This is a genomic window from Desulfosarcina sp., from assembly GCF_041551955.1.
Taxonomy (GTDB): Bacteria; Desulfobacterota; Desulfobacteria; order Desulfobacterales; family Desulfosarcinaceae; genus Desulfosarcina.
Genome location: NZ_JBFELV010000099.1, coordinates 1 through 13,857 on the forward strand (window position 1 = coordinate 1; position 13,857 = coordinate 13,857).

12 protein-coding genes are annotated in these 13,857 nt (G+C 54.3%); 10 read left to right on the forward strand and 2 right to left on the reverse strand.

The window, feature by feature from the left end; genetic code table 11:
* From ABYV26_RS09780 to ABYV26_RS09790, 3 genes are all read left to right on the forward strand, one after another.
* On the forward strand, positions 1–898 hold an 898-nt coding region (locus tag ABYV26_RS09780), incomplete at its 5' end, for an arginine deiminase family protein (protein ID WP_372680504.1).
* Between the two features lie 11 nt (positions 899–909).
* Positions 910–2,802: a thiamine pyrophosphate-dependent enzyme gene (locus tag ABYV26_RS09785; protein WP_372680506.1), complete on the forward strand. Its 1,893-nt coding sequence runs from the start codon at positions 910–912 to the stop codon at positions 2,800–2,802.
* Positions 2,799–3,377 (forward strand): 2-oxoacid:acceptor oxidoreductase family protein, encoded by a 579-nt coding sequence (locus ABYV26_RS09790; protein WP_372680508.1) that lies wholly within the window; start codon positions 2,799–2,801, stop codon positions 3,375–3,377. The genes ABYV26_RS09785 and ABYV26_RS09790 overlap by 4 nt, the downstream gene beginning before the upstream one ends.
* Before the next feature lie 121 nt (positions 3,378–3,498).
* Here the strand turns inward: ABYV26_RS09790 and ABYV26_RS09795 are convergent, their stop codons facing one another.
* Positions 3,499–4,875, reverse strand: coding sequence for an aspartate ammonia-lyase (locus ABYV26_RS09795; RefSeq protein ID WP_372680510.1), 1,377 nt, complete (start codon positions 4,873–4,875; stop codon positions 3,499–3,501).
* Positions 4,876–5,074: 199 nt separating this feature from the next.
* Here ABYV26_RS09795 and ABYV26_RS09800 point away from each other — a divergent pair, with 199 nt between their 5' ends.
* Positions 5,075–5,584, forward strand: a complete 510-nt coding sequence (locus ABYV26_RS09800; protein ID WP_372680512.1) for a peptidylprolyl isomerase — start codon at positions 5,075–5,077, stop codon at positions 5,582–5,584.
* A 42-nt stretch (positions 5,585–5,626) separates the two neighbouring features.
* On the opposite strand, the gene ABYV26_RS09805 is transcribed toward ABYV26_RS09800, so the two are convergent.
* A complete protein-coding gene (locus ABYV26_RS09805; protein ID WP_372680514.1) occupies positions 5,627–5,833 on the reverse strand; it encodes a hypothetical protein in 207 nt (68 codons plus the stop codon).
* 192 nt (positions 5,834–6,025) lie between these two features.
* Here ABYV26_RS09805 and lysS point away from each other — a divergent pair, with 192 nt between their 5' ends.
* The 6 genes from lysS to lpxD form a co-directional block, all read left to right on the forward strand.
* Positions 6,026–7,525 carry a lysine--tRNA ligase gene (lysS, locus tag ABYV26_RS09810; RefSeq protein ID WP_372680516.1) on the forward strand — a complete coding sequence of 500 codons (1,500 nt, stop codon included), beginning with the start codon at positions 6,026–6,028 and terminating at the stop codon, positions 7,523–7,525.
* Between the two features lie 70 nt (positions 7,526–7,595).
* Positions 7,596–8,831 (forward strand): lipoprotein-releasing ABC transporter permease subunit, encoded by a 1,236-nt coding sequence (locus ABYV26_RS09815; protein WP_372680518.1) that lies wholly within the window; start codon positions 7,596–7,598, stop codon positions 8,829–8,831.
* Positions 8,824–9,561 (forward strand): ABC transporter ATP-binding protein, encoded by a 738-nt coding sequence (locus tag ABYV26_RS09820; protein WP_372680520.1) that lies wholly within the window; start codon positions 8,824–8,826, stop codon positions 9,559–9,561. The genes ABYV26_RS09815 and ABYV26_RS09820 overlap by 8 nt, the downstream gene beginning before the upstream one ends.
* Before the next feature lie 57 nt (positions 9,562–9,618).
* Positions 9,619–12,270 (forward strand): outer membrane protein assembly factor BamA, encoded by a 2,652-nt coding sequence (bamA, locus tag ABYV26_RS09825; protein WP_372680522.1) that lies wholly within the window; start codon positions 9,619–9,621, stop codon positions 12,268–12,270.
* 118 nt (positions 12,271–12,388) lie between these two features.
* On the forward strand, positions 12,389–12,925 hold the full coding sequence (locus ABYV26_RS09830) for an OmpH family outer membrane protein (RefSeq protein WP_372680523.1): 537 nt from the start codon (positions 12,389–12,391) through the stop codon (positions 12,923–12,925).
* Positions 12,926–12,940: 15 nt separating this feature from the next.
* Positions 12,941–13,857 (forward strand): UDP-3-O-(3-hydroxymyristoyl)glucosamine N-acyltransferase (lpxD, locus tag ABYV26_RS09835; RefSeq protein ID WP_372680525.1); only part of this gene is annotated, 917 nt, incomplete at its 3' end.

The following is a 13,857-nucleotide window of genomic DNA, read 5'->3' on the forward strand; positions in this document are numbered from 1 at the left end:
ACCGCGGGACAACCTAACCCGATTTCTTTCCAAGGAGCGGTTCTGCCTGCCCCCGCTGCATAATTTTTTCTTCACCCGCGATGCAGCCATGGCGATCATGGACGAAATTCTCATCGGCCGCATGGCCAAACCGGTCAGAGCCCGTGAATCCATCATCATGGAGGCCATCTTCAAATACAGCCCCCGGTTTTCTGTCAACACGGTCAACCCCCTTGCAAAAAAGGATCCGGATATCGCCGCCACCGTCGAGGGGGGGGACGTGCTCGTTGCCCGAGACGATATCCTGGTCATCGGGAACGGCAGCCGCACCTCCACCCAGGGCATCGATTTTATCATCGAACGGCTCAAGGCCCAAAAGGACCGCAAACGGCACCTCCTGGTCCAGGAATTGCCGCACCGGCCGGAATCGTTCATTCACCTGGACATGGTTTTCACCTTTTTGGACCGGAACCACTGCATGCTGTTCGAACCGCTCATGCTCAAGTCGAGTAAGTACCAGACCATCCATATTCTTATCGAAAACGGGCGTGTCACCGGAATACGGGAGGAAAAAGGACTCATCGATGCACTGCGGCGGCTAGGTATGGACATGGCACCGGTATGCTGCGGCGGCAAAGCAGATCTGTGGGTCCAGGAGCGGGAGCAGTGGCATTCGGGCGCCAATTTCTTTGCCCTGGCCCCAGGCAAGGTGGTGGGGTATGCCCGCAACGTTCATACCATGGAAGAAATGAACAAAAACGGCTTCGAGATCATCCCCGCGGACGACATTATCGCCGGCCGACGGCACCTTGCCGAACTGGGGCGGTGCGCCATTACCCTGGAGGGCTCGGAATTGCCCCGTGGCGGCGGCGGCGCCCGGTGCATGACCATGCCCATCCGCCGCCGGCCGGTTAATTAAGGAGGCACACCATGAAAAAAATGGGAGACATGCTGCTCAGACGCCAGGCCTTTTCAGAGATAGTCATGGGCAACACGGCCATCGTCCGCGCCATGGTGGAAGCCGGCACCCGGGTTGTCAGTTCCTATCCCGGCTCCCCGACACCGGAAATCGCCATGGCGATCCAGTCCATCCCCAAGAGTGACCGCCCCTTTTACTTCGAATTCTCCACCAACGAGAAGGTGGCCACAGAACTGGCATATGGGGCGGCGGTCAACGGACACCTGTCTACGGTGTTTTTCAAAAGTGTCGGTCTCAATGTGGCGGCGGACACCTTCGTCCAATTGAGCCTGGTGAATATCATCGGCGGCATGGTCGTTGTGCTGGGAGACGATCCGGGTGCCAACTCCTCCCAGAACGAACAGGACAACCGCCACTACGCTCACATGAGCTACACCCCGGTGCTCGAACCGGCGGATCCGGCTGAAGTCTACCGATTCTATCTCGAAGCCGCCCGCCTGTCCCGTATGCATCGCATGCCGGTGATCCTGAGACTCACCACTCACGTCTGCCACGCCAAGGAAAGGGTGGCCTTCGGCTCCTGGAATCCGGTTCAGCCGGACGACACCCCTCTGTTCGATCCGGCCAACGGTCCCTATATTCCCCTCACCACCCAGGCCATCGCAATGAAACGTGCCGCCCTGGCGAAGCTGGAACAGGTACGACAGCGGGCCGAAGAAACGAAACTGAACCGTTTCGTCGACAACGGCAACCGCTTACGGGGCGTCATCACCATGGGATTGCCCTTTCTTTCGCTCATGGATGCATTGGATGGCGCAGATGTCAAACCGGATATTCTGAAATTGGCCTATGTCCATCCCCTGCCCCGGAAAGAAATCGTTCGTTTCCTCTCCAGCCACCGGGAGATCAAGGTTCTTGAAGAACTGGACGATTTGGTTGAAAACCAGATCAAGGCCATGGCTTTTGATCTGCAACTACCGGTGAAGATTGTCGGCAAGGTGCAGCCGGAGGATTGGATCGGTGAGTACACGCCGGACAAGGTTCACCAGGTACTCTCCGCCACCTGGCCGGACATGCTCCAACCGGCTCCGACACGACGAGCAGAAGATCCGGCGCCCTACCGGCCGCCCCAGATGTGCCCGGGATGCGGTCACCGCAGCGCTTTTCACGCCATCAAACAGGCCCTTGCCCCCACCGATATCACGGTGGCGGACATCGGGTGCCACACCCTGGGTTTTCTGCCGCCTTACGAGATGGGCCAGCTGCTCATGTGCATGGGGGCATCCACGGCCATGGCCAGCGGCCTTCGGCTGTTCAACACCTCCCGCAAGGTGGTCGCCTTCATGGGTGATTCGACATTCTTTCATGCCGCCTTGCCCGGAATCATCAATGCCCTTTTCAACCGCCACCCGATCACTCTGATTCTCATGGAAAACGGGACGACCGCCATGACCGGCCACCAGGACAACCCGTCCAGCGGGAAGAACTTCAACGCGGCGACGGACAAGATTTCCATCCGGCAGGTGCTCGAGGGACTGGGGGTCAAACACATCAGCGAGGTGGACACCTACCAGCAGGCCAAGCTGGCCGAACGGGTGACTGAAGCGCTGGCCATCGACGAATTCAGTGCGGTGATCGCCCGGCATCCCTGCATGCTCAAGTTCACCCGTGAGCAGAGAAAAAATCCCGCCTATCAACAGAAGCATGTGACGATCGACCAAAAGGTGTGCGAGCGCATCCACACCTGTATCGAGACGTTCGGCTGCCCCTCCTTTACGCGGGACACCAAGGGAAATGTCACCATCAACACTGATCTTTGCATCGGCGACGGTTCCTGCATCCAAACCTGCCCGACCCAAGCCATCCTCCCGGCCGGAAAAAAGGGTATAGGAGGTGACGCATGAAGGCATTCAGCATCTTTCTGACCGGTGTGGGCGGCCAGGGTATCGGGCTGATCAGTGAAATCATCCTGAGGGCGGCGGATCACGCCGGTCTCCCGGTGAAAAGCGTGGACACCCACGGACTGGCCCAGCGCGGTGGAATCGTCGTATCCCAGATACGCATCGGCGACAAGGTTTTCTCACCACTCATTCCCACCGGGCATGCGGATCTGGTGATATCGCTGGAGCGCCACGAAGCCTTTCGGGCAGCGGGAACCACCCTTAAGGACAAAGGGTGCTTGATCTACTACAACACTGTCTGGCAGCCGCTTTCCGTCCGATTGAACCAAACGGCAGAGGTCGCCGAGAGCGACATCCAGGATCTTTGCCGTGCGCGCGGCATTCAGGTCATATCCGTATTCCATGCGGACCTGCCGGACATCCGCATGCAGAACATGGCCGTGCTGGCTGACATCCATCGTCATCGGCTGATCCCCGACATCGACCTGAAGCACTACCAGGCCGCCATGGCGGATCTCATGTCCGGCGCCATGCTGGCGGAAAACCAGGAATTATTCGAAAAGCGCCTGATCGCCTAAACCCCGACAGATCAGGCTGGACGGGGTCCTATCCTTGCCCCGTCAGATCGCCTGGATTGGTGTCCCCGCCCCACTGTTCCATCGTCATGCCTGCCTCCATTCAGGTGTCGGCGTTCAGGGATCAGAGGTTCGGACCGAAGGCGCCTGCCAGCAATCGCTCCAATTGGTCTTCAGGCATCAGACGCTTCTCCAGCACCAGCGTTTTCAGGTTCTTACCGCTGGCCAACCCCTCCTTGACCAAGGCCGCTACCTTGTCGTAACCCAATTCCGGGTTCAAGATGGTGGCCAGTCCCGCACTGGCTTCGAAATGCTTTCGGCATCGCTTTTCATCCGCCTCAACACCTCGAATACATTTTTCATCCAGCATGGTGCAGGTGCGAATCAGGATGTTAAATGACTTGACCAGATTGTTGCCGATCAGCGGCATATGGGTGTTGAGCTGCAATTGGCCCAGCCCGCAGGCCATGGCCAGGGCTGCATCGTAGCCGACCACCTGGATGCAGGCCATGTTGGCAGCCTCGCAAATACTGGGGTTGACCTTGCCAGGCATAATGGAAGAGCCCGGCTCGACTGCAGGCATTCTAATTTCGCCAATCCCCGTATTGGGTCCTGACGCCAACAGCCGCAGGTCGTTGGCAATTTTTAAAAGATCCAAAGCCAACAATCGAAGGGCTGCGGACATCTGTGCCATATCCGTCATAAACTGGGTGATTTCGATACCGTTTTTCGCCACGGTGAATGACAGGCCGGTGGATGCATTGAGCGACGCGACGATATGGGATCGAAAAGCCGGCTTGGTATTGATACCGGTTCCCACAGCATTCCCCCCGACGCCGATTTCGAGCAGGTTTTCACCGGCGGCGGCAACACGCGCATTGGCCTTTTCCAGGGCACGCGCATATCCAGCAAATTCCTGGCCCAGGGTAATCGGCACCGCATCCTGAAGGTGGGTGCGGCCGCTTTTGGCGACGTTGGCGAACTGTCCGGCCTTATCAACAAATGCCGCAATCAATCCATCCAGCGCCGCTTCCAGCCGGTGGCCCAGCTGTACACCGGCCAAACGGATCGCCGAAGGGAATATATTGTTGGTGGATTGCCCCTTGTTCACGTGATCGTTGGGATGCATCAGTTCCCTGTCCCCGGGCTGCCCGCCCATTTGCACGGCTGCGAGGTTGGCAAGTACCTCGTTGACATTCATCTGGGTGGAGGTGCCGGATCCGGCCTGAAAAACATCGACGGGGAACTGGTCATCGTGCGCACCGGCGAGAACCGCTTGGCAGGCCTTGCGAATCGCCTGGGATCTTTTTTGATCGAGAAGCCCGAGCTGCTCGTTAGCCGCGGCGCAGGCCGCTTTCAGGTGAACGATGGCATGGACGATCGCCAGAGGCAGCGATTCACCGGAAACATTGAAATTTTCCATGGAGCGAGAGGTATGGATGCCATACCAGGCGTTTTCAGGAACCTGCATGTCCCCCATCGCGTCTGTTTCAATTCGCATGATTGTCCTCCCGGCAGTGATTGATATTGTTTCTTGAAATTACAGCAAATCAGGGTTCTGTCAAGCATGCAGGATCCCGGTCGTCGGGCACGGTAAATCTCGCTGCGTCCTTTTATACCGCCCGGATAATGCCTTGACTTTATGTGATTCGTCCCAATTATGACTGGAATGATTCAATTAAATAGCAAAGGAGTTTACGATGGAAAAAGTTGAAAGCGGATTGTTCGTGAGCGTTGATTACACCGGCACCCTTGACAATGGAGAAGTCTTTGATTCCAGTGAAGGCCGCCAGCCCATGGAACTTCAAATGGGCGCGGGTACGGTGATTCCCGGGTTCGAATCAGCAATCATGGGTATGTCGCTCAACGAAACCAAAACCTTCACCCTCTCCCCGGAAGAAGCCTATGGTCATCGCGATGACAGCCGGATGCACCACTTCCCGAAATCCGACATTCCAGAAGGAATGAAACCCGAAGTGGGCCAGACCTTAATGCTGAGCACGCCCCAGGGTCAGCAACTCCCGGCCCGGGTTGACCGTATCGATGACAAAAACGTAACCTTCGATCTGAACCACCCCTTGGCCGGCCAATCCCTGACCTTCAAGATCGAGGTTGTGGGAATCAACGAAACCGCCACACAGCAGCACGGTGGATGTGGGTCCGACTGTTCCAGCGGTGGATGCGGCTGCGGCGACTCGGGCTGCTGCTGAGCCCCCTGTCAACGACCACCGGTCCCTTGATTCCAACCGGGTTCAATCGCCGACCCAATGTCCGGCCTTCAAGGGTCCGGTGTCGGCGACGTGCCGCAAAGGCAAGGACCGTGTGCCGCGGTTTTCGCCGCATTCGATTCCGTTTCGCGCGACAGCCCATACACGTCCGGGTGCATCGAGGCGATGAACGATGATCGAAACGCCGGGATTCCCCTGTTTACCTCTCTCGCCGAGAATTGTTTTCTGCAAGGTCCTCTCCTTGACACCATCCACCAAATGAGATAGCAGAAGTGGTTTACCATTTTTCGATGGAGCCCCTGATCATAGGATCGATCACGGCCCGATGCAGGAGGCGTCCCATCATAGAGACGTCGACAGAAACCAAACGACGTCCGGCACATTGAATAAACGGATTCGGAGCCATTATCAATCGGGGTTATCATGGACAACGCCAAGGACTTGCTCGGCAAGCGAAAAGAAAAAGCGGACGGCCTGAGGGCAGACGGAATCAATCTGTTCCCCAACGGCTTGGCCGTCAGCCATACCATCAGGGATATTCAGGGCCATCTAATAGAATTGCCGGATGATCAGCAAGAGGATCCTTCCCCGTTCAGCGTGGCGGGACGGATGATGGCCATCAACCGTTTCGGAAAATCCGCCTTCGTGCGATTCAAGGACCGGACCGGCCTCATGCAGGCCTACGTGCGCAGAGACAGGGTCGGGGAGCAGTCATATGACCTGTTTAAACGCCTTGACGTTGGGGATTTCGTTGAGATTACAGGAACCCTGTTTCGCACCAAAACCGGCGAATGGACCATTCTGGCCTCCGGGATTCATCTTGTCTGCAAGTCCACCAGACCGCTTCCTGAGAAATTTCATGGGCTTAAAGATCCGGAAAAGCGATACCGGCAACGCTACATTGATTTGATCATGAACCCGGATGTTCAGCAAATTTTTATCAAACGCAGCCAGATCATCCAGGCCATGCGGACCTTTTTCCTGTCCCGTGATTTTCTGGAAGTCGAAACGCCCATGATGCAACCCATCCCGGGAGGCGCCGAGGCGACCCCCTTCAAGACCCACCACAATGCACTGAATATGGACCTATACCTGCGCATCGCGCCGGAGCTTTACCTCAAACGACTGGTTGTCGGCGGATTTGAACGGGTTTTCGAGATCAACCGCAATTTCAGGAACGAAGGCGTCTCTGCCCAGCACAACCCGGAGTTCACCATGGTTGAGTTTTACCAAGCCTATGCCACGCATGAAGATTTGATGGATCTCACCGAACAGATGTTCGCGCAAATTGCTCAAGAGATCACCGGCAGCACCGTGGTTGCCTATCAAGGCAATGAAATCGATTGGGGGGGCAGGTGGAAACGGATTTCCCTTTTCGACGCACTGGAAAAGATCGGCGGAGTCGATCCGTCCCTGCTGAACGACAAGGACCGGTTGCTCGAATTTGCCGATTCACAGGGTATTACCATCACGAAAACCGGTCGTCTGGGAAAAGTGATCACCAAATTGTTCGATGCGCTCGTGGAACCCAGGTTGATCCAGCCGACCTTTATCACCGGTTACCCGGCGGAAGTCTCACCGCTGTCCAGAAGAAGCGACGCCCATCCGGAGCTGACCGAGCGGTTTGAACTGTTCATCGCGGGGCGGGAAATCGCCAATGGGTTTTCCGAACTAAACGACCCGGAAGACCAGCGGGGACGATTTCTGCAGCAGGTGGAAGATCGAAACGCCGGCGACAACGAAGCCCATTTCATGGATGACGATTATATCGAAGCCTTGGAATATGGCATGCCGCCAACTGCCGGTCAGGGCATAGGTATCGATCGTCTGGTCATGTTGTTGACCGATGCCCCTTCCATCCGAGAGGTCATCCTGTTTCCCCACATGAAACCCCGGGCAGGGGTTTCAAAAATGGACCATTGATTCATTTTCAATCGCATCTGGCAAGAATCATCGCGGAGAACACTCACACACAGTCGCCACCGGTAATGCCATGTCATTTGTGACATTTGTATCTGGGCGTTATCTCAGGACCCGCCAGAAGCGGACCTTTATCTCGCTGATTACGGTGCTTTCCATTGCCGGGGTCACCGTGGGGGTAATGGCCCTGATCGTCGTCATCGCTGTCATGGCCGGGTTTGAAAACGACCTCAAATCGCGGATTATGGGAATCCGTCCACACTTGGTGCTCACCAAAAAACAGGGAGATTTTAGCGACTACAAGCAGGTATTGGCAGTGCTGAAGCCCATTGGAGAAATTGAAACGGCATCGGCATTTATAACCACCCAGGTGGTCCTTCGGACGACAACCCGGGCTGCCGGCGCAGTTTTGAAAGGCGTCGATCCCGCCCAGGGAAAGATCGGCATCAACAGCGTGGATACCGGCCGATTGCTGAAACGACATGGTACGAAAGCGGCGTCAGGTGCGAACGATCAACTTCCCGGCATCATTTTGGGCAAAGAACTGGCAGCCAACCTGGGCGTGATCCGCGGAGACACGGTATATATGATTTCGCCGCGGGGAATGCTCTCACCGGCCGGCCATATCCCCGCCATGATTAAATATGAGGTGGCCGACCTGTTCGAATCCGGGATGTATGAATTCGATGGGACAATGGCTTTTGTCGATCTGAAGCAGGCCCAGAAGATTCTCCGAATGCCCGCCTCGGTCAGTGGCATCGAGATCCGCCTGCAGGATATGGATATGGTCAAAGCGGTTGCCAATGGGATTGAAAAGGTTGTGGACCGTGACTATGCCATAGAGGACTGGCGGCAGATGAACCGCAACCTATTTTCAGCCCTTCGGCTGGAAAAAACCGTCATGTTCATCATCCTGGCCCTGATCGTCCTGGTTGCGGCATTCAATATTGCCGGATCCCTGGTCATGATGGTTATGGAAAAACGAAAGGACATCGCTATTCTGAAAGCCATGGGTGCAACGTCCGGGTCCATCAGCCGAATCTTCGTCATCAAAGGCCTGATGATCGGCCTGGTGGGCACACTGCTGGGTGCGTCTGCAGGGTTGACGTTGTGTACCCTCCTAAAGCGCTACGCCTTTATCCAACTCCCGGCAGACGTATACTATATCAATACACTGCCGGTTAACATGAAGATATCGGACGTCGTGCTGATTGCACTGTGTGCGCTGATCATCTGCTTCGCTGCAACCCTTTATCCGGCCCGTCAGGCAGCCGGCATTGATCCGGTCGAGGCCATCCGGCATGGATAACGGCAACGGAGACACCAAACGGATGGAAACAGGCGACCCACGTCCCTCCGGAAAGCCCTTGATTCAGGCTTCCGAAATCAGCAAAATTTACAACCACAGCGGGGCCCGAATCGTGGTCCTCGACCAGTTGGCATTCAATCTTGGCCGTGGGGAAACGATAGGCATCGTGGGCGCATCGGGCATCGGAAAATCAACGCTCCTTCATGTTCTCGGAACCTTGGACAGACCGGATGCCGGCACGCTGGAATATTCGGGAAAAGATGTTCTGATGTTGGATGACAGCCGACTGGCCCGTTTTCGCAACCGGTCTATCGGTTTCGTCTTTCAGTTTCACCACCTCCTTCCCGAATTCTCGGCATTGGAAAATACCATGATGCCGGCGTTGATCGGCGGTGTGGGGAAAAAAACGGCAATGAAGGCTGCCGAAGCGATCCTGGTTCGGGTAGGCCTGAAAAATCGGTTGACCCACCGGGCCAGTGAATTGTCCGGTGGCGAGCAGCAACGCGTGGCCCTGGCCCGTGCCCTGGTGCTTCGACCGGCGATACTTCTGGCAGATGAACCGACTGGTAATCTGGATCGAAAAAACAGTGACCAGATCCACAGCCTGCTGATGGAGTTGAACCAGGAAATGGGAATGGCACTGGTTGTGGTCACCCACAACATGGAACTGGCGGCGCTGGTATCCCGGCGGGTAACCATCGCCAACGGAGCGTTGCAGGAATATCAATAAATTTTAATCCGATTCGACCAAAATGGTGCTGAGACCGCAATAATTCAGGGGGATTCGATGTTGAGGCGATTTTTTCCAGTACTGTTTTTTTCCCTTTTTCTCGTCACCCACACCGCTGCTGCCGTTGAAACGGTTCGTGTGCTGGTGTTGCCTTTTGAGATTCATGCCAGCCAGAGCCTGTCCTACCTGGCCGATGACATCCCAACAGTCATTAATGAGCACCTGCAGACAGAAGGTGCCATTTCCGCAGAGACGAACCAAGCACAAACCGCCGACGCGATGAAAGTCACCTCCGATTTAGAAGCCCTTAGACGATTTGGCCTGAACGCCGGTGCGGACAGTGTGATCTGGGGAAGCATGACGCGTATCGGCAACGACATCAGCCTTGACATCAACATGGTGGAAACGGTGGGCAACAAACCGGTATACGCCATCTATGAGTCTGGCTCGGGCATGGAAAACCTGAGGGCCATTTCCAAAAAAGCGGCCGAAAAACTGGCCCGACAGCTGTTTCGTCGGGAACTCATTACAGGCGTGCGCGTCACGGGGAATAAAAGGATCGAAGCGGACGCCATCGAACGGGTGATCCGGGTAAAAACTGGTGACGTGCTGCGTGCCGGTGAGCTCTCCAAAGACTTGAAAAATATTTATAAGATGGGCTATTTTGAGGATATTCGCGTCGAAGCAGAAGAAGATGAAGGCGGGAAATGGGTCGTTTTTCACGTCCAGGAGAAGCCAACCATTCGAAAAATCTCGTTCAGCGGGAACCACGTTTTCAAGGACAAGAAGCTCCGGGAGAATTTAAGCATCAGCACGGGTTCGATTTTAAACATTTTCACGATCAAGTCCAACATCGATCAACTCCAGGCCATGTACAAGGAGAAGAACTATCACAATATTAAAATCAACTACACCACCCACGACCGGGACAACAACCAGGCGGATGTAGAATTTGTTATCGAGGAAGGCAAGAAGATCAAAATTAAAGAAATCACCTTCCAGGGAAACCGCACCTTCCCCGAAAAAAAGCTGAAAAAGCTGATCAGCACATCTGAAAAGGGTTTTTTCTCCTGGCTCACTTCTTCCGGCGAATTGAATCGAGAAGATCTGGGTCAAGATGCCGCCCGCCTCATGGCTTACTATCACACGCAGGGGTTTATTCGTGCCAAAGTCGCCGATCCGGTAGTCGACTTCGAGGACCAATGGATCTTTATCACCTTCAAAATTGAAGAGGGCGAGCGATTTAAAGTGGGCACCATTGACATAAAAGGAGACATGATCCTGCCCAGGACCCGGTTGATGGCTGGACTTCAGATTTCGCAAGAGCCATACTTCAACCGGGAGACCGTCAGAATGGATGTCCTTCGACTGACCGATCTGTATGCCGATGCAGGTTATGCCTACGCGGAGATCTCCCCATTGACGAAGGAAGACACCGAGAACCTTTTGGTGGATATCACTTACTCGGCTAAAAAAGGAGATAAAGTCTACTTCGAAAACATCGAAATCGCCGGCAATACCCGCACCCGGGATAAAGTCATTCGCAGAGAGCTTCGTATATACGAACAGGAAACTTACAGCGGCAGCCGCCTCAAGCGAAGTGTGCGCAATCTCAACCGCTTAGATTTTTTTGAGGATATTAAAGTTGATACGCCGAAAGGCAGTGCCGACGACAAGATGAATGTGAACATCAAGGTCTTGGAAAAGCCCACAGGCACCTTCACCTTTGGCGCGGGGTACAGCACGGTGGACGACATCTTCGTGACCGGCTCGGTATCCCAGAGAAACCTTTTCGGTCGTGGGCAGATCCTCAAACTGAGCGGTCAGGTCGGAGGGGTTTCTGATCTATATAGCCTGAGCTTCACCGAGCCGTGGATGTTTGACATTCCATTGTCCGGTACAGCCAGCGTCTACCGCACCAGGCGCGATTACGACACCTACGACAAGACCAGCACGGGTGGCGGATTAGGCGTCAGTTACCCCATCTTTGACTTTACCCGTGCCTCCCTATCCTACCGGTATGATGTCACGGACATTTCAGAAATTACAGACGACGCCTCAGACAATATCAAGGAACTGGAAGGGGAAAACGCCACCAGCGCCATCACCACGGCGTTGAGCTATGATTCAAGGGACCGTGCCTTCAACACCACGCAGGGTCAGGATCACAGCCTCTCATATACATATGCGGGGTTGGGCGGTGATATCGGTTTTAACAAAGTCGTGGGTGAACTGGGCTGGTATATCCCGGTTTACAAAGAGTTGGTCACTTTTCTTCATGGAAAATCGGGATTTGTGAAGGAACTGGACAACTATATCCTGCCCGATTATGAAAAATTCTATCTGGGCGGCTTGAATTCCATCCGCGGTTTCGGTTTTCAGGACATCAACATCAAAACCGTTAACAGCGCCGGTGAGACAACGGAAGAAGGCGGCGAATCGTTTGTCCAGTTCAATTTTGAACTCACCTATCCGCTATTCAAAGATATAGGCATTGTCGGCGTCGTTTTCTATGATACCGGCAATGTTTATGGACCTGATGATACAATTGATTTTGGCACGCTCCGCCAAGCTGCCGGCTACGGCATTCGATGGTATTCACCCATCGGACCGATTCGCATTGAAGGCGGCCATATCTTGGATCCCAAAGAAGAAAATGGAGAGGATTCCGGAGTCAATTGGGAATTTTCCATGGGCGGCGCGTTTTAAATCGAAGCGACGGATAAACGGAATTTGGCCCACGCGGCCAACAAACATTTGATTAAAACCGCCATTAAATGTTAATTACGATAGCTGAATAGACATCGAAGCATGGAAAGGGGAATGTATGCGATCTGCAAGCAAATGGATGATCCTGATGGTTTCGGCATTTCTTTTGGTTGGGGGGACCGGCTTTTGTGCGGATGTGGCAAAAATAGGCGTGGTCGAGTTTCAACGCTTATTTGATAATTCAGACGCCGGGAAAGACATCAAAGCAGAAATCACGACGCAAGGCAAAAAGATGGAGGCCGAACTTAAGGAAAAGGGCGTTGAAATCGAGGAAATAAAGAAGCGCCTGGAGCGCGAAGCACTTGTGATGAGCAAGGAAATGCGCGAAGAAAAAGAACGTGAGTTCAGAATCAAGATCAATGACATCAAAACCTTGCAGAAAAAATATGAGGTGGAGCTGCAGGGCGTTCAGAAAAAATTAATGGGTGGACTTCAATCAGACACGCTGGAAATCGTCGATGAGATCGGTAAATCAGGGGGATACCTATTGATTATGGACAAACGCGGGGTGCTCTACTCACCGAGCACCATCGATATCACCGATGAGGTCATTAAACAATACAACGCCCGTTACGCCAAGAACAAGAAAAAATAAGCATAGGTATCGACAGTGCCCACTGAATACTCCCTTGAAGCTATTGCCGAAGCGACCAATGGTGAAGCCGTTGGCCAAAAAAAGAAAAAAATCAGCAGCGTTGCGCCCTTTGAAACAGCAGATTCAAATCAAATCACCTTTGCAGGCAGCGTCAATTATTTAAAGCGCATCGACGACACGCGGGCCGGGGCCATTTTGGTTCCCACGGGGTTCAAGGCCCCGGGGAAAAACCTGATCGGTGTGAGCAATCCACAACTGGCATTTGCCAAGGTGGTGGCGTTATTTCATCCGACGGTTCCTCCACCTCCGGGTATCAATAAAACGGCCGCAATCGGCAGTGACCTCCGTACAGGCGATGGGGTATATATTGGTGCGTTCACCAGCGTTGGCAATCGCGTGACGATTGGCGCAGATTCGATCATTCAAGATGGCGTTTTTATCGGGGACGGGGTGATCATAGGAGACAAGGTGCTGATTCATCCCCATGTAACCATCATGAACGGTTGCCGGATCGGAAACCGGGTGACGATTCATCCGGGTTCGGTAATCGGAAGTGATGGTTATGGTTTTGTTGCGGAGAGCGGACGCTACCATAAAATACCACAGATTGGCATCGTTCAGATTGATGACGACGTCGAAATCGGTGCCTGCAACACCATCGATCGTGCGACCTTCGGCCGGACGTGGATTCAGCGCGGGGTTAAAACAGACAATCTGGTTCACATCGCTCACAATGTGGTTGTCGGCGAAGACAGCTTAATTGTGGCTCAGGTTGGCATTGCCGGCAGTACTCAGATCGGCCACCACGCCATACTTGCCGGGCAGGCAGGTATTTCCGGCCACCTGACCATCGGCAGCCATGTCACCGTGGGTCCAATGACCGGGGTCGGCAAGTCCATCTCAGACGGAGAAGTGGTCTCATCCGGCTCTCC